This is a genomic window from Mesorhizobium sp. WSM4816 (assembly GCF_055811535.1).
On sequence record NZ_JBVVQR010000053.1, the window covers coordinates 1 to 25,203 of the forward strand.

The following is a 25,203-nucleotide window of genomic DNA, read 5'->3' on the forward strand; positions in this document are numbered from 1 at the left end:
CTTACCCTTCCACGGGAATCGGTGATCGCAACGTCACCAGCGTGCCATGGCCGCCCCTCGCCTCAGAGTAAGGGCTGCTCTCTCTCCAGAGCTTTTTGCAGAACCTTCAGGACACTATCCTTGATATTTGTATTCCGACATTCTTGATCGCGATCTATTCAGCCCCAGACAGTCTGCTGGAAGGGGCGATCACGCTTTCGAGACGGCTCATCTCTGTCAGCAATAAGATGGGGCACCCAATAAATCTTAATACCGTGCCTGATACTTCCGCTGACGCGAGCCAGTTCGGTGCGCGGAAATGCCGAGCGTGAAGACATCGCCGCACCATGTTGTGATAGTTCGATCAAGTGCTTTGGAGGCAAGGTCGACATCACCTCGGACATGTGGCAAGTCACTAGTTGTCGTAAATCTTCTCCCTATTGAGACTCTCGCGCAAGGGATAGAAGCAGTGTTCCGGGCCGTAGTACGGGCACTTAGGCTCTAAGTCCGAGCCGAAAACGACCTTTCCAATACAACTATCGGCCTATCTTAGGATTTTCGAAGCCAAGCATTTGGAGCGCAAGTAAAAGTGGTTCCGAACGCGTCTGTGCAATAAGTGTCAATTAAAAACCCAGATTTCTCGACCAACTGCAAGCCATCGACAATATCCTTATCTGCACGCATTGGATCGTCCTCGATAACATAGTAGTCTCCAGATACAAGAAACATCGCTAAGTAAGAAAATATCGAGAATATTTGTATGTGTGCGTCGTCTACCACAAGCCACGGGTGAGGAAGACTGGACAGAAGTTTCTCGTCAAAATTTGTAACATCTGACAAATCTACCTGGTGAAACGTAAGTATTTTATGCTTCGCGGTTGCATGAATACATTCTGGATTAATGTCGAACGAGTGAACTTGCCCAGGAGTATTACAAAGTACAGACATTTGATCTGCAAACCACAGTCCGCTTCCATCCTGAAGAGAACCAAGTTCCAGAATTGTCCTCGGCTGAAGTTCCCATATAAGCCTCGTATACAGATATAAGTCGAAGGGGGTCTTGACGTTGAGTAGGCCTTTGTACGTTTGCGCCAAGGCTCCGATTTTCGTGGAGTGGTTAGGAAAAAGCTTTGCGTGAAGAGAAGAATTCCACCCTCGCGCGGATGGCTTTGCGAAGCGATCGGAACACTCAGCATTTACAAGGCTACTTAGTGCGATCGCCCAATCAAGATTTCCACCCGGCTTTGTTTGATCAGGATAGTTCTTGTGGGCGGCATTCCTAGAAGTCTTATATTCCGAAGCAAGTTTCATAGATCTATCTCCTTACCAGTCTGTCATCTTCTCCCAAAGGGCAGCTCGATTGGTTTCCTCTAGCCAACTAAACCACGGCCTTCCTCCCTTGGGGAGCCACCAAATCAAGTAGGGCCAAAGCGCGTAAGAGGCGTTGTGTTAGCACAGCCGATCTCCGCCGGGTCCTCGGCTCGCGGCAAGCCGCAGCATGCGCTTTTCCCTCAACGATGCCTTCGTCATAAATGCTGGGCCATGGTCCTGGGGACTGCAGAAAAATTGTCAAGCGATCCCGGACGGCTCGTGCTCACGCGCCAGCCGAGCATGCTGGTCGCCACGGAGAATCTGGACTTCGGGGTGCGCTTCTGGCGCTAAGACCTTGATCGATAATGGCGTGGTGGAGAAGTGGTTCAAGGAGGAAGGCTGACCTTCTCTCTTCCCCGCAAAAGATTCTTGAAACGCCGAAAACCTAGCGCTTGGCCGCAAAGCCGCAATTCTGGTCAATGCTATTCCCAGCCAATCGCGCGGCCCGCTCGGTTTATCAGCAAGCTCTTACCCCGGATTTGCGAAAGAACCGGAAGTGCATGACTCATCCGGAAAATTAGTACCTGCCCTATGCCATCCTAGGCGGGCATCAGCTTCTTCGATAACTAGGGGTCAAGACCCCCATCCAAACTTCTCGATTTTTCGTTGCCGCTTCACGCGCACACGGTACTAGTAGATCCCCGGCCGGGCTGGTATCTACGTCAGGATGCCATGACCCTAATTAGATGGCCTGGATCACTGTCTTCTCAAAGTACCTGACATCTTTGAGTTCATCGGGAGGCAGGAGGCTATTGGATCGCACGAGGAGCATGAATGGTAGTCGTCAACTCCGCAGATGTTCAGCCGCAACGAACGTTGTCTCGCCTCGTTCGTCCACACGGAGCACAGTCCCGGCGATTAACGTTGAGGGCGCAATGAAGTCGAGAATGTCTTCGATCGTGTCGATCCGGCCGAATAACCTTGTCGCCAGCTGCTGCCAAGGAGTTCGTCAAATCGCAGGCGAACGTGAGGAACTCCCACGTGCGTTCACCTTACGTTTCTAGCCAGCCTCGCCCATCCGTGTTTCTGGATGATGGCGGATTTCATGGCTGCTTTGCCAAGCGTTATCCAAGTGTAAACCCGTTCCCCAATGGATCGTCTGGATCCACCACGAACTCGCTAAACCCTGTCAGAAATGGTCGACAGCTAATTTCAGGGATTACTGCCGGCAGCGCCCCTACCCTTGTCGTCTCAAGAATGCGCGCGTCGAAATAGGTCCGGATAGAACTCTCGTGCCGAAAGCGCGTGCGAACCCCGAGGTTCCCCTTTGCGTGCTCGACGGCCATGCGCGCACAAGTACCGGTGCCACAAGGCGATCTGTCTGCTTGTGCCTGGCCGAGTATGACAACGTTGCGAGCATCCGTTACAGTGCTCGACGGCGCCGACGTCAACATCGCAAGGTCAATGCCGTTAATGTGAGGCTGCTCCGGATGCTGGAAAGAGAATTGTTCTCTCGCTGCCTCGCGCAACGCCACGCCGGCTTTGATTAGCTCGGTCGTGTGTTCCGGATCGATAGATTGAAACCCTAAATCTGCTGCCTCAGCGATCACAAAGATATTGCCGCCATAACCGAAGTCCACCCGAACTCGGCCGTAGCGTGGAACGTTGACGTATTGGTCCAACGCAAAAGCAAATGACGCAACGTCGATGAGAGAGACGGCTTCCACTTCCCCCTCGTCGTTGGTAGTGACCGATCCAACCACGAGCCCAGCAGGCGTATCTATTCTGACTTCTGTTGTGCGGCCGGATCGTGGGACCTGACCGGTCTCCACAAGCATCCCACAAAGACCAAGCGATGCGTGCCCACACATATTGTAAAACTGGCCACCGTCCATGTAGATCACGCCGACATGGGCAGTCGGATCCGCAGGGGGCACAAGCACGCCGCCAAACATGTCGCGGTGCCCCCGCGGCTCGTTCATCGTCACCCGCCGGATCCAGTCAAAGTCGGTGCTCAGGTTGAGCATGCGTTCGGCCATCGTTGCGCCCGGTATCTTTGGAAACCCCGAGATGACAAATCGGCTTGGCTCACCAGCAGTATGTGAGTCGACTATCGATAATCTGTGACTGAACTTCATGGGTCATCTGCTTTGCTGAAGATGTGGTTCAAGCACTGTGCTGGAGGGCTCGAATTACCGCCGAGGCGACGGCGACGATAAGACCTCCTCGCGATTCAAGCGGTCTAGTCGCCAGACATGTACGTCGGTTTGATCAGGCGCTGTAGAACAGTCGCGACAGACGAGTGGTACATTTGCACAGGCACTTCAAACCATTCATGTTTAAGGCTGGGCTCGGCAAGTTTGGGGAACTTGCGAGCGGCGTAAGGGCTCTGCGCAGGAGTTAGTTTACGACCAGAGGCCACCCAGTTGGACTCCTGCCAGCGCTGCCGCAGGATAACATTTAGTCCTGCCGCGCATAACTTTTTATCCGGTTGTTTTAAATTCCGCGCCTCTCTAGCGTTATTGAAACCTTGAGACGCAACGCCCCGATACTGTGCTGAAAGTTCCTGACAGGTTCGGGATCTCGCGCCCGCGGTACGAGCTACGGCCAGGTCGTCGATTGGGTCATCAAGGCTAGCGCTGCCACTCTGGGGACGTGGACGAGCACAGACCCAGCGCGATGTAGGTCGAACGCCAGGGACCCTTATCGTTGATGCCGCTGTGAACGAGGGAGAACAGAAAATGTTGAATAAGCTTGACTATAAGACGCAGGCCCAATCGCTCAAGTTGCCGACCAAGATGATTGTGGATGGGATGCAGACGGCTGCCCTGTCGAATAGAACTTATCAGACACTGAACCCGGCGACGGGCGAGGTCCTCGCAGAACTTCCCGCCAGCTCGGCTGCCGACGTGGACAATGCTGTTGCCGTCGCCCGGGAGGCATTTGAAGACGGCCGATGGTCGAAGCTGACCCCGGCAGGCCGAAAGAAGGTCCTGCTCAGCCTCGCGTCCGTCATGGAGGAGAATGCGCCTGAACTGGCGCTCATGGAGAGCCTCGATAGCGGCAAGACCATCGGGGACTGCATCAACATCGACGTGCCGGAGGCCGTCAACAGCCTCAGATGGCACGCTGAAGCGATAGACAAAATCTATGATCAGGTATCGCCTGCAAGCGACTCCTCCCTCGGACTCATCGTGCGCGAGCCGATCGGCGTCGTCGGTATAGTACTACCCTGGAATTTTCCGCTTCTCACATTGGCCTGGAAGATCGGTCCCGCTCTCGCCGCCGGGTGCACGGTCGTCGTCAAGCCGGCCGAAGAGACGTCACTCTCGACGCTGCGGGTAGCAGAGCTTGCAATCGATGCGGGGGTGCCGCCTGGAGTTTTCAATGTCCTGACTGGTGACGGACCGGACGTCGGCGAGCCGATAGGCCGGCATCCCGGCATTGACGCTGTTTCTTTCACGGGCTCGACTGATACTGGCCGACGCTTCCTGAAATATTCCTCGGAAAGCAACTTGAAGGAGGTGGTGCTTGAGCTGGGGGGCAAGAACCCATGCATCGTCATGGAGGACGTGCCTGATCTTGACGCCGTAGCCTCCCATATTGCCAACGGCGCATTCTGGAATATGGGCCAGAACTGTTCGGCGATTTCGCGCCTGTTCGTACATGAGGACGTTAAGGATCGGCTACTTGCAAAGCTGGCTGAAGTGACCAAGACCTGGATTGTCGGAGACCCCCTTGACCCCGACACCCGCATTGGGCCGCTCGTTTCGACCACACACTTCGAGAGGGTCAGCAGCTATCTCGAAAACGACGGTAACGTGATCGTCGGCGGAAAGGCCTTCAATGGCACGACAATCGAGCCCACGATCATCGAATTCGAACGCCACGACGGCAAGCACGTCAAGGAAGAGATATTCGGGCCCATTCTTTCCGTGATTCCCGTGAAGTCTCTCGCGGAAGCAGTTTCGCTGGCAAATCAGACTGAGTACGGCCTCGCGGCTTCCGTGTTCTCTGGCGATGGGACACGCGCGCTCCGCGCGGCGCGAGCAATCAAGGCTGGAACCGTGACCGTGAATTGTTACGGGGAGGGCGACTCCGCGACACCCTTTGGTGGCTATAAGCAGTCCGGCTTCGGCGGACGCGACAAATCCCTGCATGCGCACGACCAATATTGCCAGATTAAGACCCTCTGGGTTGACCTGAGCAGCTCACACGGAGGTTTCTGAATGTCATCCTTCGCTTTCTCGGGTCTAAATCTCGCGATTACGACGCCATTCGATGCAGCTGGACGCATTAATTTCAAACGTTTGGAGGAGCACGTCGAGCTATACCTGGCCGCGGGTATTGACGGCTTCGTATTCAGTTCTGGGACAGGCATGCATGCCTACCTGACGCCGGACGAATCCAAATCTCTCATCGAACGCGGATCACGCATCGTGGCCGGCCGGGCCAAGGTGATCGCTCAGACCTCCGCCCTGCTCACGGCAGACGTCGTCGACAGGACGAAATTTGCAAAGGACGCCGGCGCCGACGGTGTCATGCTTCTCCCTCCGTTCTTTGAGGGTCCGTCTGATGATAACAGCGTGTTCGACTTTTACGCCGAAGTCGCCAAGGTTGGCCTAGCGATTATTGGATACAATGTGCCGCAAGCAGTTGGCATTCGTATAACTCCGGAGCTCCTCCGTAGATTGTGCGAGCTGCCGGAATTCCGTGCGATCAAGGACAGCAGCGGGGACTTGGTAGCACAGGTCAAGCTCATCGGGACCGGCCTGGAAATTATCAACGGTGCCGACCCCCTTGTGCCGTTCTCGCTGTTTGCGGGTGCTTCGGGACTGATCTGGGGTGGCGCGAACGTCACCCCTCACGCCTGTGTCGCCATCGTCAAAGCCGCCAAAGAAAAGCGCTGGGATGATGTACAGGTCCTCTGGCGAGATCTGGAACCCATCATGTCCATGCTGTGGCAGGGTGATTATGGCGGCTACGTACCTAGCGCCTACGCCGCGGCCCAGATCACCGGTTACGACGGTGGTGTCGCCAGAAAGCCGTTCAGGCCCGTTCCGGCGGAACGTGTAGAGTCGCTTCGGAACGCCCTCGGCCCACTGGTTGAGCAAGAATCCAAACGATGACCAACAAGACGTTCCACGCGCGTCGCCTACCCGCCCATGGTCCGCAATCCGGCTGGACGGCATTGCTTCCTCCCAGGAACCCGAAGCCCGCGCTTGATCGTACCATCACCACAGATGTTGCGGTCATTGGCGCGGGCTTTGCGGGACTGTCAGCAGCCGTAAGGCTCTCTCAGATTGATCCGAAACTTTCCGTGACGGTTATAGATGCCGACTTGGTAGGTAACGGAGCGAGCGGCCGCAACTCTGGCTTCCTTATCGATTTGCCTCACGACATCGCGTCTGGAAACTTCGGTGTTGACGCAGCGGCCAAGAACCGCAACGAGATCACAGTTGCCCGCACGGCCATTCAACATTACGCCCGACTGGCTGAAGAGAACGGCTGGGACAAAGAGTTTTTTGATCCGAGCGGCAAGTACAGCGTTGCCATGACCGACGCCGGTACGGAGCATCTCACAGTATATGCGACTCAGCTTGAGTCTCTGGGCGAACCCAACCAATTGCTTGATCGCGCGGAAATCGAACAACTGACGGGGACGCGATCATTCAAGTCCGGGCTGTTCACGCCTGGCGCGGTCATGGTTCAACCCGCCGCAATGGTCAGGGCCATCGCCGATCTGTTTCACGGCCCTGTAACGTTGTTTGAGCGGACGCCGGCTCTTTCGATCAAGACCTCGCCCAACGGCTGTACGGTGAAGACCCCTAAAGGCGAGATTAGCGCTTCCCGCGTTATCCTGGCAACAAACGGTCATGCCGAGAGCTTCGGGTTCGGAAGGGGTGAACTCCTTCATGTCTTCACGTATGCCTCGCTCACCGAGCCGTTTTCGCCCTCGGAGCTCGGCGGCTCCCGCAAGTGGGCTGCGACGCCGGCAGCGCCGATGGGGACCACCATCCGGCGCATCACTGGCGCCGATGGCGATCGGCTTCTGATACGTTCTCGTTATACGTACAACCCTGATATCCAGGCCAGCTCCGCTACTTTGAGGCGAGCGGGCGCGCTGCACGATCGCAAATTCACCGACCGCTTTCCCGATCAGCGGCACCTGAAAATGCAGCATCGCTGGGGTGGTGCAATGGCCCTCACTCGGAACTCTGTGCCGCTTTTCGGCCAGTTGGAAGAAGGGATATACGCCGCTTGCGCATGCAACGGCATAGGCGGAACGAAGTCGACAGCCGGAGGCATCGCAATTGCCGAGCTTCTGGTGGGGCATCGTTCGCCGCTTGGGAAAATCTACACGGCGTTTGACAAGCCCAGAAAACTCCCACCACAGCCGTTGACAGACATTGGTGCACGCGTGAATCTGGCGTACCGGGAATGGTCGGCTGGACGCGAATAACTTCTTGATGGTAGCCAACCAAAAGTTTCTGTCTCCCATAACCTTACGCAACAAGACGTTGCGCAATCGCGTGGTTTTCGGCGCCCACACTGCCAACATGGCCGAAGACGGCCTGCCTGGCGCGCGCCATCTCGGTTACTATGAGGAGCGCGCCCGCGGAGGCGCGGCGATGATTGTTGTCGAGCCGATCCCTGTCCATGCGGCAACAGTGTTGACGAGGGGCAATTTTCGCCCGAACGACGATTCAGTCGTTCCTGCGTTCCAACTATTGACCGACACAATCAAGCGCCATGGGGCGCTAGCTATCCAACAGATCTACCACGTCGGCAGCCACGGTGACTCGGATCTTTCCTACCACCCCCATTGGTCACCGTCCGGCCTTCCGAGTTATCATGACAGGGACGGTTCCCATACGATGTCGGTTGCCGACATTGAAGAGACCATTGACGGCTTCGCAAGCGCCGCGCGCCGCTGCTGCGAGGCTGGCTTCGACGGCGTGGAGGTCTGGGCTGCCTGCCACAGCCTGATCGATCAGTTTTGGACGCCTTGGTCCAACCGCCGCACAGACGAATGGGGCGGTTCGCTTGAGAATAGAACGCGACTGTCCCGAACGATCCTTGAGCGCATCAGACATGTCTGCGGACCCGACTTCATCATTGGGCTCGCAATTTCTGATGAATGGGATTCCGAGATCGCACTAACCCGGCAAGAAATCGCGGATATTGTCGCTTTGCATGATAGGTCGCAACTGGTCGACTACGTCACCTGCGGCACCGGCAGTTATTTTGATTTCTATAAGATTATGCCCACTTTTCTTTATCCGGAGAAGCTGGGCGTGGACTTGGCCGAGACCGTAAAGGCGCACGTAAAGCACGCGCTTGTCGTCGCAGAAAGCCATATCCGCACACCGGAGAACGCCGAGTCCGTAGTCGCATCGGCAGCCGCTGACCTCGTCTCGATCGTGAGAGGCCAGATCGCGGATCCTCATCTCGTGAACAAGACTGCAGATGGCAGACCTGAAGACGTACGAGGTTGCCTTTCGTGTAACCAGATGTGCTGGGGGAGGCGCTCGCGGGACTATTGGATCAGCTGCCTTGTTAATCCGTCCGCGGGCCGCGAATTCGAATGGGGGGTGACCGGTTTGACAAGGTCACTGCGCCCGGGCGCGTGCTTGTCGTAGGCGGAGGCCCCGCAGGCCTCGAGGCCGCTCGTGTGGCGGCGGAACGCGGGCACGCTGTCATTCTTGCCGAAGCGTCAAATGCCCTTGGCGGAAACTTTCGGCTGGCGGGTCTGCAACCGCGAAGAGCGCAGATCATCGACCTCCTCGATTGGTATGAACGGCAACTGGTTAAGCTGAAAGTCGATATTCGGCTGAATACCTATATGGAAGCCGAGGATGTGGTCGCGGAGGCTGCCGACCATGTGACTATTGCCACCGGCTCGCTTCCACCGGACACCGGCTTCCAAAAGGCCCTGCCGCAATGGGACGTCATGCCGGGCTGGGAGCGGGGGAACACCTGTTCTGTCGAGGCGATCATGGCAAGAGAGGTACGACCTGGCAAGCGGGTTCTGGTGCTTGATGAAAGCGGCGGATGGCGGGGCTGCGGTACCGCTTGGAAATTGGCGGAAGATGGTCATGAAGTCACGCTCCTGACTCCCGATCCGATGATCGGGCGTGAACTGCAGCGCATGGCGGCTGATCTGCCGTTGCGCAAGGTTTTGGTGGGTTTGAAAGTCCATTTTGTGCTCGAAAGCAGCGTCTTGGAGTGGCACGGAAACGGAGCGACTGTAGTTTCGCATCTGGACGGCAGTCACTCTCGGATAGAGGCGGATACGCTCGTGATTGCTACGACGAATGTCGCGGCTGATACACCTGCGCGCGAGTTGTCAGCAGTCGTTGTTCCGTTCAACGCAATCGGCGATGGTGTCGCGCCCCGCCAAGCACCTTACGCCATATTTGAAGGGCGCAGGATCGGGCTTGCGGTTTGAGGAGAAGCCGTCGGTATGTGCAAGGCAAATACTGTAGCGGTAGAAGGCGCGGTTGGAACGCAGATTCCACCCCGGGCTCAATTTACTTTTTGGTGGCGGCGGGATAATCATTAGCTATGTCGAAGGATTATCGGCGGCTACCGTTGAGTGCGCTGCGGGCTTTTGAAGCGGCGGCTCGCCACATGAGCTTTACGAAAGCCGCAAACGAGCTGTCAGTCACTCAAGCCGCTGTTAGTCGTCACATTCTGACGCTGGAGGATCACCTCGACACTCAGCTTTTCAAACGGGGAAACCAAAAAGTCTCGCTCTCCCCGGCGGGGGAGGAGCTTTTTGAAGCGACTACCCTCAGCCTCGCTCACATCGCCACAGCCTTTGACAGTGTGCGGAGAGGGCAAAAGGCCCGGCGGTTGACTGTGGGAATGCCAATGTCCTTCGGAACCATGTTCATGAGCCATAGGATCGGCGACTTTATCATGAACAATCCGAACATCGATCTTCACTTGGTGTCTCTCGAACGAAGCCCTGCGCCGGCGACGGACGGGTTTGATGTGTCCGTGGTTATGGGGCACCTGCCGCGGCCGGGGTTCATGGCAACGGAGCTTTTCGCCGAGGAGGTCTTCCCAATCTGCGGGAGGTCATATCTGCCTCATTCGCCGGATATCGTGGCTCCCGTGGACCTGGTCAACGAGGTGCTGCTGGATATGGACGATCAACATTGGTCGGTCTACCCTTGGTCGCCTTTCAACTGGGCGGGTTGGCTCGAACAGTTTGGCGTCTCGGCCCCTTTCAAGCGTGCGATCACGTTCAACAATTACTCAACGATGATCCAATCTGTCATCAGAGGGTTTGGAATCGGGCTGGGGTGGCGCCACGTGGTGAGCGATTACCTCAATGAGGGCGCGCTAATACGACCGTTAACTGAAAGCTATTTAACAGGCCGAAAACACCATTTGGTGATCCCGGATGCCGCGCTTGACCGGGAAGATGTCCAGATCTTCCGCGAGTGGCTCATCACGCAGGTCGCAGGCCTGAACCCGATGGCGCCGATGGCCGGCAACCACGGACCGGCTTACACGACCGGCCCCGACGATATCAAGCTTATCGAACCTCCATCGCAGGAAACGACTCTTTCCGCCCTTTCTACCGGGGAATCGGGACGGCGTTAGGAGCCGGTTCGCGGCTTCATTTCCGTCCATGTGTCGGAGATCGCGTATCCTTCCGGGAAGGGGTCGTCTTCCTCCAGCATGTACGTGCATTTTGCCGTAATCCACGTACGGCCGCCGACCGCAGGAATAATGGCGCTATAGGGTCCCACAGTGGTGGTCGCGATGATTTCCCCGGTAAAGGTGGAGTCGATCAACGACTTGTGAATGAAAAGCTCTCCTTCCTGTATTTCGCCCTTGGCATGCATGACGGCCAAACGCGCGGACGTTCCTGTGCCGCAGGGGCAACGATCAATACGACCGGGCGAGACAATCACCGCATTCCTCGATTCCACCCCCTGATCTGAACGCGTGAGCGGGGTCACAAACATTGTTTGCGTAATGCCTGGGAGTTCGGGGTTTAGCGGATGGGACACCGGTATCTGCGCAGCCGCGGCTGCCTTGATCTCCTGACCCAATTCGCTAAGCCGGCGACCTTCCGATGCCACCAGTTTGAAGCCGAATTGCTTTGCATCAACGATGGCGTACGTCATGCCTCCGTAGCCTACGTCAACAACCAGGTCGCCAAACCCTCGAAGTTGAATTGTTTGGTTCAGGCAATATGCAAAGGCGGGTTGGTTGACGAACCGAACCGCACCAACCTTTCCGTCTGCGGTATCGCATTCGATCCCAATGAGGCCCGCAGGAGCCTCCAACTTGAACCGTGTTACCGGCCGCGTTATCGGAACCATGCCAGTTTTCAACATGGTGGTTGCAACGCTGATCGTGTTGCCACCAGACATTTCCGGATATTCTTCCGCCTCGGCAATGATGTAAGCGGCGACTGCCTCGGGGTTGTCCGTAGGCACGATGAAATTAACGGATTGGATCATGCTGCCACGAGGCTCACGCAGAAAGAACAGGCGGATGTTGTCGTGATGCTTCCTGAAAAACTTCATTTTTTCAAATGCCGTTCCCTTAGGTAACTCCGGAAGCCCAGAGACGACAACCTTCTCCACGTCTCCTTCGCAATGGCAGTCATAAGCTGTGAAGGACGAGGAGACCGAAATTTCATGGCTAGGGAGGTTGGACATTGTGACCTTTCAAATAGTTCGTCGGGGGCTATCTTCAGCTGTAACTGGCTACGGGTTGGCCCAGCACTTCCAATTTCGGGGTCACGCCCAAGCCTGGCGTGTTCGGCGCTGCGACGCGTCCTTCGATGACCTCGAAATCGCCATCAGCGGTTTGCAGGGTCACAAGCGTCCGGCAATCCAACACACACCGCAAGGAACGTGCCGGGAACGTCTGGCCCAGATGGGCGACGCCAGCGAACGCAATATCTGACCCGACGGTATCCATAACCGTGACGGTATAGCCCGCAGCAACGCCGATATCGCGCTGCCGTCGGCCTTTTGTCAGACCTCCGTTCTTCGAGATCTTGATGCTGAATCCCTCTGCTGCATCGTCAGCGACGAGCTGGGCGATGGAGCTATCAGCCATGGCTAACTCATCGAAAATGATTGGAATGTCGGTGCGCCGTCGCAGCGACACGCACTCGCGCCAGGTGGGACAGGGTTGCTCCAGTACGAAATCGAGACCAGGCGGCAATAGCCTCAGCATGCGAAGCGCCGTCTCGACGGTCATACCGCCGTTAGCGTCGGCAATGAAATACTCACCCGGCTTCTTGTCTGCGAGCGCAGCCGCTATTCGGGCCGCATCGTCTGCGGGCTCGCCTCCAATCTTGACCGAATGGCATGTATATCCGATGGCCCGGCACTCTGCGACACGCCTGCGCATGTCCTCCGGTTCACCGATGTAGATCGAGGACACCACCGGCATCCTGAGATCCGTACGCCCGCCCAACAGTTCGCACACCGGCAGCCCGACTGATTTGCCGAACAAATCCCAGCATGCCACATCAATTGCGGTCTTGGCGTGCTCGTGACCGAGCAGAGCCGTATCCATCGCGTCATTGATGCGATCGACCCGTCTGGGATCCAAGCCAATAAGGCTAGGCGCAATCTCGGCGATTCCAGATCGAACCCCGAGTGCGTGGGCTGCTACGTAGTTTGAGCCGAAAGGAGTACTTTCTCCCCACCCTTCAAGTCCATTTTGCGTGGTAATGCGCACGATCGTTGCGTCGAAAGTGCGGTATTCCCGGCCTCCCGACAAATGATAAACCCCGCCAGAGTAAGGTAGATCGACTTGGAAGACGTCTATTTGGGCTATCTTCAGTTCCGGCATTTGTACGTCTCCCTCATTTCGGAATGACGAGGACAAGCTTCCCGCTGATGGCCTTTGAGAGGAACTCTTGTTGCGCCCTCACGATGTCTTTCAGCGGATATGTCTTTCCGACAAAGGGGTGGATTTCGCCCCTTTCAATGTACCCGACGAGGTTTTTGAAGACGACGTCATCCTGAAACGTACAGCCGAAAAAGGTGAGATCTTTCAGGTATAAGGTGCGGACATCGAGTTCCACGATGGGACCCGCGATGGCGCCGCCCACCGAGTACCGCCCGCCTTTTTTCAAGATCTCGAGAAGCTCTCCGAAGGCAGGTCCTGCTACCACGTCGATGACGACATCGACGGTCTGCCGGCCAAGCTGGCTGACCAAGCTTTGCCCCCGCGGCACGACGCGATCGGCGCCGAGCTCCAGCATCTGTTGCGCCTTATCTGCGCCGGCGACGGCGATGACGATCGCTCCGCGCCGCTTAGCCAATTGGACCGCGGCGGACCCGACGCCACCGGACGCGCCGGTAATGACCACAACCTCACCGGATTTCACGTCAGCGCGATGCAGCAGGTTTTCTGCAGTCGAATAAGAGCATGAAACAGAGGCGAGTTCGACGTCGCTCCAATCGCAATCGACCTTGTGGGCCTCGCACGACGGCGCTTTCATGTACTGGGCAAAAGCCCCGTCACACTCAGATCCGAACACCCAGCTTTCCATCGGCCGGTAATCGACATAGAAGCGGAGTGTATTCGCATTGATGACGCGTTCACCGATCCGAGCGGGATCCACGTCCTTCCCGACGCGCACGATGTGACCACAGCAGTCGGCGCCTTGGATCCGCGGAAAGCTCATGGGGACGCCGGTCCATGTCGCATCGGCATCTTGCGACTGGGACGCGCCCTCCTCGGTGCTGCCTTTCACGCTCTTCGAGTACCATCCGATGCGCGTGTTGATGTCGGTGTTATTGACGCCTGCGGCGGCGACGCGGATCAGGACCTCGCAAGGTCCTAGTTTCGGTACGGGAATGTCATTGTGATACTCTAGCTTATCGAAACCCCCATGCCCTACGAGGAGGACACCAGTCATCACCTCTGGAATATCATCGATCAGGCCGATCGAGCACGTCGCGGGTTCTCTGCTCATCCCGTAGATTACCTTTGCCCGTATTGGACTGAAAACTTGCAAACGCGAGGCTAGTCAGCCAGTTGGGAGAAAACAACCGGATGAAAAGTTATGTATCGTGAGATTTAATGTTATGGACAAGTCGGCGACCCGCTCGATATCGCCTGCTGAGGGGGTCCCGCGAGTCCCAATGTGCAGTGTCAAGCCAGCGCTGACACGCTGAAGACTTGATCATTGCCGCGCTTTAAATCGGACTCGTTTCGGAGTCCATGGGGGGATTTTGAACCGCATGTTAGCCTCGCATAACATTCGCTAGTTTCGCTTATAACTTTTTGTCCGGTTGTTTTGGCTCTGGCGCGTCGATAGCGTCGTCTGAATAACTGGGGCGAAGTTCCGATTGTGCTGAATGTCCAAGCGACTCATCAGCCGTTGTCGATGCCTCGGGACGGAACCAAGCGGAGCCCTCCGTGGTGGACGACCGCTTCACTGAGCTCTGGGGAGTTTCACATGGGATTTTTTAGCAACAATGGCGGCCGTCTACCGAAAATTTTTGGCTCTCTCGCTTCGGACGTCAAGCAAGGGGGGATGGACAGGCGCGAGTTTCTAGCGCTCGCCTCCATCTTTGGCGCTTCGACGGCCGTCGCATACTCCATGCTGAATGCAGTCCCTTCGGCTTACGCCGAAGGAGCAGGGCATAAAGGTGGGACCCTGCGCATTGCCATGACGGTCTACGGCGCAAAGGATCCACGCACCGTGGATGTGTCGGAGACAGCTAATATTTACCGCCAGTTCCTTGAATCGTTGGTGAAATACACCAACGAATACACCTTTGAGCCGAGACTCCTCGAGAAGTGGGACACGAATGAGGATGCCACTGAGTACGTTTTGCACCTGCGAAAAGGCGTAAAATGGAACAATGGCGACGACTTCAATGCGGATGACGTGATTTTCAACCTGAAGCGTTGGTGCGAGAGGGACGTGGCCGGAAACTCCATGGCTACTCGATTGAGCACCCTCATCGACGAGAAAACAGGTAAGGCCTTGGACGGCGCCGTCACGAAGGTCGACGATCATACTGTGAAGCTCAAGCTGCCAAAGCCCGACATCTCGATTATTCCCGGGTTTGCGGATTATCCTGCGCTGGTAGTGCACAGGGATTACGAGAAAAACGGGTCGGACCTGATCAAGCATCCGGTGGGTACAGGACCATTTGAACTCGCGTCTTGGGACGTGAGCCAAAAGGCTGTTCTGAAGCGTCGGACGAACGGCCAATGGTGGGGCGGAGAAGCCTATCTGGACGAGGTTCAGTTCATCGACTACGGCGCCGATGGTTCTGTCATTCCGAGCGCGTTCGAGTCCGGCGAGATTGACGCAAATTATCAAACATACGCCAACAGCATAGCCGTCTATAACGACCTCGGCCTTGTCATGTCGGAAGCGAAGACGGCGACCACGCTGCTGTGTCGCACCCAGGTCACCAATAAGCCGTATGACGATCAGCGGGTGCGCAATGCACTGCAGTTAGCTGTCGATAACGGTGCGGTCCTGCAACTCGCAAACGACGGTCTTGGGACTGTAGCTGCGAACTACCACGTGGCCCCGATCCACCCGGAGTTTTACCCTGTTCCTGAAAAGAAGCGGGATATCGAGGCTGCTAAGCGCCTGATGGCAGATGCTGGCCAAATGGACTTCGAGCATAACATTATCAGTCCGGACACGGATTGGCTGAAGGATGCCGGCGATGCCATCGCGGCACAATTCCGCGAGGCCGGATTCAAGGTTAAGCGCACGGTCCTGCCGAACAGCACGTTTTATAATGACTGGTTGAAGTATCCCCTTTCCATCACCAATTGGAACCATCGTCCTTTGGGTGTGCAGAACCTGGTGCTCGCCTATCGCACTGGGGTTCCATGGAACGAAACGGGGTGGTCGAACCATGAGTTTGACGAAAAACTGGACGCAGCGCTGGCGGTGCCAGACCCAGTCAAACGAAAGGCCCTCATGAAGGACATCGAGACAATCCTCCAGGATTCAGGCATCATCATCCAACCCTACTGGCTCTCCGTGTTCCACCATTCGACCAAGCAGGTTAAAGGCTACGAGATGCATCCGACTTTCGAGATTGATCTCGGGAAGACTTGGCTTGTACCAGCGTAGTGAGGCGAAGGACCGAAGCCGGGCCGTATAGGTGCGAAGACGCCCCAGTGGCCGGCTCGATCCCCACCGGGCCACCGAGACCGCAAGGTGCGGTCGGTGTTTGGGCAACCCGCTGGTCGCCTGTTGGGACGTGTCACTTCCATGCGTGTGAGCGGGCCTGGCCGATCGGATAACATTTTGGGCCCTTTGCTCATAACTTTTTATCCGGTTGTTTTGTTATGCCAGCATCGCTAGCGTTTGAAAACGTTAGGAGGGACCACCCTCGCGGTCGGGACTAAGGGTCCAGGTTTGAATGGGCCCAAACCAATGCTGGGTAAGCACAAGGTCCTCTACGTCTGAGCAACAACTGAATAGGTCGCCAGCGCGACTTACCTGCATGACCCTGGTCAGGCGGAATGTTCAAACGCGACTTTGCGCAGACCTCGGTCTTGCAACACGGGCCTGTGTAAGCTTGGCAAAAGTGCTTGGTTGAGAGGAAGTTTAGTGAAGCCTGAGGACATTCTTGACCCTTTCAAAATCTGGCATATTCCGTTCAATCGCTGGGTGGAACACGGCCTGGGCTGGGTCGTCGATCAGTATCGCCCTTTCTTCCAAAGCTTGAAATGGCCAATCGACCAGCTTTTGCGGGCCTTCGACGGCGCCCTTAACGGCGTCCCCCCAGTGATTACTATCCTGTTTTTTGGACTGATTGCCTGGCAAATTGCAGGATGGCGGCTGGCCGTTCAGATCGCCGGCCTGTTGGTGGTCATCGGCCTTCTTGGGATCTGGGGTGAGACGATGACGACCTTGTCACTCGTCTTTACGGCCGTTCTGTTCTGTACGGTCGTGGGCATCCCACTCGGGGTGCTGGCTGCGCGGAGCGACAGAGCGGCGGCGATCTGCCGTCCAATTCTCGATACCATGCAAACGATCCCGTCCTTCGTCTATCTGGTTCCCGTGGTCATGTTGTTCGGCATCGGCAACGTACCAGGCGTCATCGTCACAATCGTTTTCGCACTTCCCCCCATCATCAGGCTCACCACGTTGGGAATCCAGCAAGTGTCGGAAGAAGTGGTGGAGGCTATGCGCGCATTCGGCGCCTCCGATAGCCAACTCCTCTTCAAGGCCCAAATCCCATTGGCCCTTCCGAGCATTCTGGCAGGGGTCAACCAGACGCTAATGATGTCACTTTCGATGGTTGTTGTGGCTTCAATGATCGCAGTCGGCGGTCTGGGCCAGATGGTTCTGCGCGGCATCGGCCGTCTTGATATCGGCCTCGCGACAACCGGCGGTATCGGGATTGTCATTCTAGCAATCGTTCTCGATCGCATGACCCAATCGGCAATGTTCAAGAGCAGGCAAATGGCCCATGTGGCCTGGCACAATCGCGGCCCGGCTTCGCTGATAACGGGCGTGGTCAAGACTTTCCAAGGCCCTCCGGCGGGGCGTGGAGTCTTGGAAAACAGCCGGCAAAGAGTGTCGAACTAACAATGGGAGCTACTATGAGCTATCGCTTGAAGGTTGATTTGGGGTTCCGGCGGTTCGCTGCTGCGGTTGCCGTCGTCGGCGCCTTGGCGGCATCTTCTGGAAATGTGTCCGCCGAAGATCTGCCGGGCAAGGGAATCACCGTAAAACCGTTGTATAACGGCATTGCTGAAGAGCTTTTCGAAGCTTATGTCGTTAAGCTCGGTCTCCAAGACCTCGGATATTCTGTAGACGAGCCGGGCCAGACCCAGGTGGTTGTCGCCCATATCGCTGTCGCCAACGGCGACGCTGACTACTACACGCCCCACTGGTATCCTCTCCATATAGCGTTTGCCGAAAAGGCAGGCGGCGACGTCAAGGCCCACCGGGTGGGTACGCTGGCAAAGAATTCCATTCAGGGCTACTCCATCGACAAAGCCACTGCCGATAAATACGGCATCAAAACTATCGATCAGTTGAAGGATCCTAAGATCGCAAAACTGTTCGATATCGGTGGCGATGGCAAGGCTGACCTGTATGGCTGTGAGCCGGGCTGGGGATGCGAACGCATTATTGAGCACCATCTCGATGCGTATGGCCTGCGGGACACGGTGACTCATAATCAGGGGGAGTATTTCGCTTTGATTGCGGACGTCATCCAGCGGGTCAAGGCCGGCAAACCCGTTCTGTACTATGGATGGACCCCAACGTGGGTGAACGGCATCCTGCGCCACGGCGAAAACGTCTCTTGGCTGACGGTTCCGTTTACGTCGCTGCCGGACGAGCAGGCCGGCGCCGAAACGACGGTTCCAGGCATCGGCAATCTCGGGTTCTCCGTTAACACCCATCATGTATTCGCGAATAACGTCTTTCTCGAGAAAAATCCGGCCGCAAACAAGTGGTTCGAGCAGGTTCAGATCCCGATTCAGGACATTGATGACGAGAACCTCCTCATCCACAACGGCGAAAAGTCGAACGACGACATCATGCGCCATGCCGAGGCGTGGAAGAAGGCCCACCTCGATCAGTGGAATGGCTGGATAGCGCAGGCCAAACAGGCGGCCACGAAATAACACTCCGTAAAAAACTGGTCGCCCGGCCTGCCGCCGGGCGCCATCTCTTTAATCTGGAGCGGCTCCGTGTCAGCGCATGCTATTGAATTTCGAGACGTTTGGAAGGTTTTCGGGACCTCATCGAAGTTCAACCTTGTAAGCATCCAACGTGATCACTTCTCAAAGGAGGTTCTCCTCAAAAACCATGGCTGCGTGGTCGCTGTCGCCGGCGTCTCATTTAAGGTGGAGGCTGGAGAGATCTTTTGCGTTATGGGCCTCTCCGGCAGCGGCAAGTCGACCTTGGTGAGGCATGTGAACAGGTTGATCAAGCCTAGTGCAGGCCAGATCATCGTGGGCGGTGAAGACATCAACCTGAAATCCGAAAGTGAGATGCGCGAACTCCGCGCCAGATCGATTGGCATGGTGTTCCAAAATGTCGCCCTTCTGCCGCACAGAACGGTTCGGGACAATGTCGCTCTGAGCCTGGAATTGCGAAAGGTCAGTGTTCAGCAGCGCTACGAGATCGCCGAAGAAAAGCTCGAGTTGGTCCAGCTTGCCGGCTGGGGTGACCGGTATCCCGACGAGCTGTCGGGAGGAATGAAGCAGAGGATCGGCCTCGCCAGGGCCTTGGCGGCTGATCCCGCGATCCTGCTGATGGATGAACCATTTTCGGCGCTGGATCCTCTCATACGCCGGGAACTTCAGGATCAATTCAAAGAGCTTTCCAAGAAGCTGCGTAAAACGACGCTCTTCATCACCCACGATTTGGACGAGGCGGTGCGACTGGGGCACCAAATTGGCGTCATGAAAGACGGAAAAATGCTCCAGATCGGCACTCCCGAAGACATTCTCGGAAACCCGCAGGATTCTTACGTCGAAAAGTTTGTCCAGGGCAGCAGCAGGCTCAAACTCCTCAAGGCGGAGTCGGTGATGTCTCCGGTTTCTGAACATGCCAGCCGGGGCGGAGAAACGGAACTCTCGAATGCGCCGCGGCTTGGGCCTCAGGCCGGTATCAAGGAGCTGATCAGCTTATCCAACGAGCATCAAAACCAACCGCTGGTGGTGGTGGACGGGGAGGGGAAGCATTTGGGGATCGTTACCGCGGCATCTCTCCTTCGTGGCATCCAGGACCGCCTCTAGGAGGTTCCTCATGAACATAACCTCAGTTCATCAGCTACATCATTTTTAGTTGTTAGGTTTAGGCGGCGTTTTGCCCTATATTCCGACGTCAAACAGGGAATACTAGAGATGTCCGCAAGAGCAGGTGGCCGAGACGCCCGACAGAAGCTTCGTTCCGAACGGGCGGTTAATTATATGCCATCGCTTGAGCGCGGCTTACCTTACATGGATTTGCTGAGCCAAGACGAGTTGCTTAGGCTCCATAACTACTCGATGCAGATTCTCGAAGAGATCGGCATCGAATTCCGTGACGACGAAGCCGTAGAGATGTGGCGCGCAGCTGGGGCAAGTGTAACGGGCCAGCGCATCAGAATTGACCGCAACCAGTTGATGGAGCTGGTGGCGAAGGCGCCTGAGTACATCACTATCCATGCCCGCAGCCCCGCCAAGACCGTCACAATTGGTGGTCGGAAGACGATCTTCACGCCGGCCTATGGTTCTCCGAACGTGCTGGATCTTGAAGGCAATCGCCGGAACTCGACGATCGCCGACTTCATCAATTTTGCAAAGCTCGCCTATCAGGCTCCGGCCATGCATATGACGGGCGGCGTCCTTTGCGAGCCTATGGACATAGCCGTTCCAAAGCGCCACCTGCATATGAATTACAACCTGATCAAGTACTCCGACAAAGCGTTCATGGGCGCGGTCACGTCTCGCGAAAGGGCAGAAGACACGGTGACCATGGCAAAGATCGTTTTCGGCGACGAGTTCGTTCACAAGAACACGGTCATGGTCTCAATTGCCAACTGTAATTCGCCCCTCGTATGGGACGCAACCATGCTGGATGCCGTCAAAGTCTATTCGGCGAGTAACCAGGCTATCCTCTTCACCCCGTTTGTCCTTGCCGGCGCGAGCACGCCGGCCAGTACGCTGGCCGCTGTGGCCCAGCTTAACGCTGAAGCACTTGCCGGGATCGCCTTCTCGCAGCTGGTTCGTGCAGGAGCCCCCGCGATCTATGGACAATGGCTGGCCACAGTGTCGATGAAAAGCGGCGCCCCCATGGCTGGAACTCCTGAGATCTGCCACATGAACATGCTCGTCGGCCAGCTTGCGAGATTTTACAAAGTTCCGTGGCGTTGCAGCGGCAGTTGCACCAGCTCCAAGCTTGTCGACGCTCAGGCTGGTTATGAAGCGGCCCGGAACATGTACGGCGTCCTCATTGCCGGCGCAAACTTCGTTCTTTCTTCGACCGGTTATCTGGAGGGGGCACTCACTCAGAGTTACAGCAAGTTCATGCTCGACGCAGAGCAGATGGTCATGTTCTACAAACTTGGCCAGGGACTTGTGATGAGCGAGCTGGATGAAACCATGGACGCCGTTCGACAGAGCGAGCCCGGCAGTCACTATTTGGGGACTGCGCACACCCTGAAGAACTTCGAACAGGCGTTCTTCGTGCCTGAGCTGATGGACCACGACAGCTTCGAGCAATGGACCTTTGCCGGTGCAAGGGATGCTCACACGCGTGGCCGTGACGCAGCCATCCGGGCACTGAAAGAGTATCAGGCGCCGCCGCTAGACGAAGCCATTGATGAGCAGCTTTTGGACTTTATGAAGCGCCGGGAGCTGGATATCGGCGAGGCTGTCCTCTAGTCCGCAGACATCAAAGAAGCACGTTGCTGGCAGCAATAAGGATCAAGGGCCGGGAGGTCCTTGTGCAGCGTATCTGTGCGCGGTCTTTTGGAGGGGAGAGCGAAAGCCCAGCAGATTTCAGAAGCGACCCGCTAAAACCGTTTGTCCGGGTGGCCCAAGTGCGTGGCTAATCAGGTCCGGAAGTACACGAATATCCTTTTAACGCATGGACGAACCTAATGAATGCTCTTCCCGATATCAGTGCCATGAAGTCGATGACCGAGGCCGAGCTTCCGGCCGGGGGAAGACCAATAGATCTGGTTATCCTGGTGCTGCCGGGGTTTTCGCAGCTGTCGCTTCATGCGCTCATCGAGCCGTTTCGGATAGCGAACACGGTTTCCAGGCAGAAGCTTTTTAAATGGCGCATCGCCGGTCTTGATGGGCGTCCGGTCGTGGGTGCGAGCGGTATATCGATCAATGTGGAAGTGACGATCGACGCCCTGAACGCAAGCGCTCGGCCCCCCAATCACCTCATGATCGTTGCCGGTGAGCCAGTCGGCCCCCGCCTGACCCCTCAGTTTAACAACTTTCTACGGCTGATAGCTCGCCGCGGAGTGCCCATTTCCGCCGTGGGCACGGCAACGTGGCTTCTCGCGCAGACTGGCCTTCTGGAAGGCACTCGCTGCACCATCCACTGGTCGCGGCTCGCCGCATTCTCTGAAGTTTTTGGCCAGGCACAGGTTCGGGATTCGCTATTCGTCAAGGATGGTCAATTTTCGACGTGCGCCGGTGAACTGGGCTCGTTTGACCTGGCGGTCGACATGATCGCCAACCATGTGGGAGCATTCACAGCCCAAGAGGTGTGCCGGCATGCCACCGTTGAGGGGCAACGCTCGGGAACAAACCGCCAAACCGGACCGACTGGACTCGCGTTTGCCGGCGTAAGCGACAAGCTGCTGATGGCGATGCGCATTATGGAGGAACATGTCGAGTACCCACTGACCATGAGTGAGGTAGCCGGACGTGCAGGGGTCTCCCGCCGCCAATTGGAGCGTTTGTTTGCTGCGCACGTTCATATGCCACCCGTCCGTCACTATCTTCGAATCCGCGTCGACCACGCCAAGCGCCTGATCGAGGGAACGAGCATGCCAATCATCGATATCGCTATGGCTTGCGGTTTCTTATCTCCGTCGCATTTCGCCAAGTGCTTCCGGGTCTTTAACGGAGTTTCCCCTCAACAGTGCCGCGCTACCGTGCCGGCATGGGTCGGGCCTGGTCTAGGCTGAATATCAGCGTACATCCGATACGCTGGCCTATAGCATCGTCAAGACCACTAAGTCCACCTTGGGTCGACAGCCAAGGCGTAGTCATCGGTTTGAAGCGGCTTTCCGCTCGGACCATGAATCTGTCGTAATGGATCACTTAGGCCGCGATCCTAGGCCTCCCAGAGCCTACCGCCACAACATGCGCCTCTATGAACATGCGTTGGCCTTCGACCGTGGAGAGATTGAACTCGGTCGAAACCTCTATTTCAGCGTGGTCTGTGCCGGCGTCTTTCGCTCGCTTTGCCACGAGAGCTTTAACGTCTGCTTCCGCCGCCGCGATCGCGGCTACCTCGTCGAGGAAATCCCAAACTTTTCCGCCCGAAGCCACGCGAAACTGGCCCTCCACTGGCTGGCTGACCTGTGCTTCAGCAGACACCCTGACCTGACCGACCACGGCGCCGAGCGCGTTGGCGACATCGGTGTGTTCCGGGACTATACAGTCGTTTCCAATCAGAGCCGACAAGCTGGCGTAGTGCAAAGGTGCCGATGCTCCCAAACCAATCACCGGCCTGTCGAGCGCCACGCTGAGTCTAGCAATACCGGTACGGCCGTCTACGGCACGCTGCACGAGGGCGTGAGCCACTGTTGCGGCACCATTGAGCCCGTCCTCCGCAAAAGCCGTTTCGAGAATGACTTCGGCCGACAAGCGCGTGAGGGACGCGAGAACACGTTTTGAGATCGCCTCAGGTGAAGTGGCGATCGGATGGCCACGGCCATCGCGCCGGCGGGCGAAGAGTTCGGCTCCAAGGCGGGCCGCAGCCAGGTTCCAATTCGACTGCCTGCCAATAACGTGAGCGGCGTCCGATGGAGTGAAACCGCAGACATGCACGAGCCCGCGCGAGACTAGCCGGCTGAGCGTGGCGTTCTGGGCGTTAGAGGTCAATAGCTTGTCGATTGGCGAGGGGGTCGCTTCGATTGATTCATAAAGACGCTGTTCCGGCGCGGAAAGGCCCGCGGCAAGCCGGTCCGGCACTCCTAAACGCATTGCGAAACGACCATCCATCCGCCCGGGATTAGGAGCCCTGAGTTGACGCTCGAGCTCGGATATTACCGCTTCGCCATGCATCATGCCGGCCAGTGCCAGTGGAACCAAGCGGCGCGGCCCTAGCAGGATTTTTGGGTTGAGAGAGCCGTCTTCTAAAAGAACTTCGGAATCGCCGCCGAGGCCGAAAGTGCGCATTGCGACCGCTTCAACCATGGTACGGAAGCCGCCGACTGTGGCGCCTTCTGGGTCGAGCCGCGGACGGCCAGCGTCCAGCACCGCGACATCGGTTGTGGTTCCGCCTATGTCGGACACCACAGCATTATCCAGCCCGGTCATTTGACGAGCGCCGACAAGACTGGCGGCCGGACCGGAAAGAATTGTCTCGATAGGGCGCTGCCGCGCGAAGACGGCTGAGACAAGCGCTCCGTCTCCGCGCACCACCATCAATGGCGCTGAAATGCCCCGCTTGACCAAAAAGCTTGCCGTTGCCTCGACCAAACGGTCGATCATCGATATCAAGCGCGCATTAAGTAGCGTCGTGAGCGCTCGTCGCGGACCGCCAAGCTTGGAAGTTAACTCATGGCTGGCAGTTACGGGCAGCCTGGTTCGTTCACGGATCAGTTTGACGGCTGCAATCTCATGAGCTGGATTGCGCGTGGCAAAATAGGCGCAGACGGCAAACCCGGACACAGCCGCTCCCAGTTCCGGCAAAATTGCCTCCAACCCAGACAAGTCAAGGCCTGCAGTGTTGCCGTGGACGTCATGTCCGCCCCGACAAAACACGACCGGATCGGTGCCGAGAGCTACCCGAAGGCCGTCACGGGACAGGTCGGCCTCTGAGAACCCGATCATGATGAGAGCTATACGCCCTCCCTGACCCTCGACCAGCGCATTAGTAGCTAGCGTCGTTGACATTGAGACAAGCTTTATTTCGGAAGGATCCATGCCTGCGGTATCAAGTACCGCCTGGACAGCGCCGGAAATCCCTATGGCCAAATCATGCCTTGTCGTGAGGGCTTTCGCTTTGGCCAGCACTCGGCCTGTTGCAGGTCGTGCCTCCCGTGAAGCCGTTTCTGACCACAGAACCGCATCTGTATACGTTCCGCCGGTATCAATCCCGAGGAAGAGGGGCTTTCTCTTAGCTCTAGATCTCATTTCAGGACCCGAAGCGCAGCGGGAAGGGGACTGGCATTTGCCAGTTTAGGGCTGTTGAACGCCGTTTAGGCGCCAGGAGAGTGGACTCTCCAGCACCGA

The 25,203-nt window shown here is 56.8% G+C and carries 16 protein-coding genes and 1 pseudogene; 11 read left to right on the forward strand and 6 right to left on the reverse strand.

What is annotated here, in order from left to right:
• Positions 1-528 precede the first annotated feature (528 nt).
• Together AC0L3H_RS30760 and AC0L3H_RS30765 are read right to left on the reverse strand one after the other, a co-directional pair.
• Positions 529-1,290, reverse strand: coding sequence for a CmcI family methyltransferase (locus AC0L3H_RS30760; protein WP_473587977.1), 762 nt, complete (start codon positions 1,288-1,290; stop codon positions 529-531).
• 1,124 nt (positions 1,291-2,414) lie between these two features.
• Entirely contained in the window at positions 2,415-3,428 is a 1,014-nt protein-coding gene (locus tag AC0L3H_RS30765) for a proline racemase family protein (protein ID WP_473587978.1), read from the reverse strand.
• A gap of 603 nt (positions 3,429-4,031) precedes the next feature.
• Here AC0L3H_RS30765 and AC0L3H_RS30770 point away from each other — a divergent pair.
• The 5 genes and pseudogenes from AC0L3H_RS30770 to AC0L3H_RS30790 all read left to right on the forward strand — a co-directional run bounded on the left by AC0L3H_RS30770 (position 4,032) and on the right by AC0L3H_RS30790 (position 10,908).
• Positions 4,032-5,519, forward strand: a complete 1,488-nt coding sequence (locus tag AC0L3H_RS30770) for an aldehyde dehydrogenase (RefSeq protein WP_473587979.1) — start codon at positions 4,032-4,034, stop codon at positions 5,517-5,519.
• Positions 5,520-6,419, forward strand: coding sequence for a dihydrodipicolinate synthase family protein (locus tag AC0L3H_RS30775; RefSeq protein ID WP_473587980.1), 900 nt, complete (start codon positions 5,520-5,522; stop codon positions 6,417-6,419).
• The gene (locus AC0L3H_RS30780) at positions 6,407-7,753 is read left to right on the forward strand and encodes an NAD(P)/FAD-dependent oxidoreductase (RefSeq protein ID WP_473588000.1); all 1,347 of its coding nucleotides are present in this window, start codon (positions 6,407-6,409) and stop codon (positions 7,751-7,753) included. The genes AC0L3H_RS30775 and AC0L3H_RS30780 overlap by 13 nt, the downstream gene beginning before the upstream one ends.
• 7 nt (positions 7,754-7,760) lie before the next feature.
• Positions 7,761-9,742: pseudogene (locus tag AC0L3H_RS30785) on the forward strand (oxidoreductase).
• A 116-nt stretch (positions 9,743-9,858) separates the two neighbouring features.
• Positions 9,859-10,908: a LysR substrate-binding domain-containing protein gene (locus AC0L3H_RS30790; RefSeq protein ID WP_473587981.1), complete on the forward strand. Its 1,050-nt coding sequence runs from the start codon at positions 9,859-9,861 to the stop codon at positions 10,906-10,908.
• Here AC0L3H_RS30790 and AC0L3H_RS30795 read toward each other — a convergent pair.
• From AC0L3H_RS30795 to AC0L3H_RS30805, 3 genes are read right to left on the reverse strand one after another with little or no spacing between them, the layout of a single operon-like run.
• Complete coding sequence (locus AC0L3H_RS30795; protein ID WP_473587982.1) at positions 10,905-11,978, reverse strand: proline racemase family protein; 1,074 nt, start codon at positions 11,976-11,978, stop codon at positions 10,905-10,907. The two genes, AC0L3H_RS30790 and AC0L3H_RS30795, sit on opposite strands and share 4 nt — an antisense overlap.
• 34 nt (positions 11,979-12,012) lie before the next feature.
• Positions 12,013-13,128: a mandelate racemase/muconate lactonizing enzyme family protein gene (locus AC0L3H_RS30800; RefSeq protein WP_473587983.1), complete on the reverse strand. Its 1,116-nt coding sequence runs from the start codon at positions 13,126-13,128 to the stop codon at positions 12,013-12,015.
• Positions 13,129-13,141: 13 nt separating this feature from the next.
• Positions 13,142-14,260: an alcohol dehydrogenase family protein gene (locus AC0L3H_RS30805; RefSeq protein WP_473587984.1), complete on the reverse strand. Its 1,119-nt coding sequence runs from the start codon at positions 14,258-14,260 to the stop codon at positions 13,142-13,144.
• Between the two features lie 486 nt (positions 14,261-14,746).
• Here AC0L3H_RS30805 and AC0L3H_RS30810 point away from each other — a divergent pair, with 486 nt between their 5' ends.
• From AC0L3H_RS30810 to AC0L3H_RS30835, 6 genes are all read left to right on the forward strand, one after another.
• Positions 14,747-16,396: an ABC transporter substrate-binding protein gene (locus tag AC0L3H_RS30810; protein ID WP_473587985.1), complete on the forward strand. Its 1,650-nt coding sequence runs from the start codon at positions 14,747-14,749 to the stop codon at positions 16,394-16,396.
• Positions 16,397-16,864: 468 nt separating this feature from the next.
• On the forward strand, positions 16,865-17,863 hold the full coding sequence (locus tag AC0L3H_RS30815; RefSeq protein ID WP_473587986.1) for an ABC transporter permease subunit: 999 nt from the start codon (positions 16,865-16,867) through the stop codon (positions 17,861-17,863).
• 14 nt (positions 17,864-17,877) lie between these two features.
• Positions 17,878-18,912 (forward strand): glycine betaine/L-proline ABC transporter substrate-binding protein ProX, encoded by a 1,035-nt coding sequence (gene proX, locus AC0L3H_RS30820; protein WP_473587987.1) that lies wholly within the window; start codon positions 17,878-17,880, stop codon positions 18,910-18,912.
• Positions 18,913-18,978: 66 nt separating this feature from the next.
• Positions 18,979-20,031, forward strand: coding sequence for a quaternary amine ABC transporter ATP-binding protein (locus AC0L3H_RS30825; RefSeq protein ID WP_473587988.1), 1,053 nt, complete (start codon positions 18,979-18,981; stop codon positions 20,029-20,031).
• Between the two features lie 108 nt (positions 20,032-20,139).
• Positions 20,140-21,660, forward strand: coding sequence for a trimethylamine methyltransferase family protein (locus AC0L3H_RS30830; RefSeq protein ID WP_473587989.1), 1,521 nt, complete (start codon positions 20,140-20,142; stop codon positions 21,658-21,660).
• Positions 21,661-21,878: 218 nt separating this feature from the next.
• Complete coding sequence (locus tag AC0L3H_RS30835) at positions 21,879-22,925, forward strand: GlxA family transcriptional regulator (RefSeq protein WP_473587990.1); 1,047 nt, start codon at positions 21,879-21,881, stop codon at positions 22,923-22,925.
• A gap of 136 nt (positions 22,926-23,061) precedes the next feature.
• On the opposite strand, the gene AC0L3H_RS30840 is transcribed toward AC0L3H_RS30835, so the two are convergent.
• Positions 23,062-25,104 carry a hydantoinase/oxoprolinase N-terminal domain-containing protein gene (locus AC0L3H_RS30840; RefSeq protein WP_473587991.1) on the reverse strand — a complete coding sequence of 681 codons (2,043 nt, stop codon included), beginning with the start codon at positions 25,102-25,104 and terminating at the stop codon, positions 23,062-23,064.
• Between the last annotated feature and the right edge of the window lie 99 nt (positions 25,105-25,203).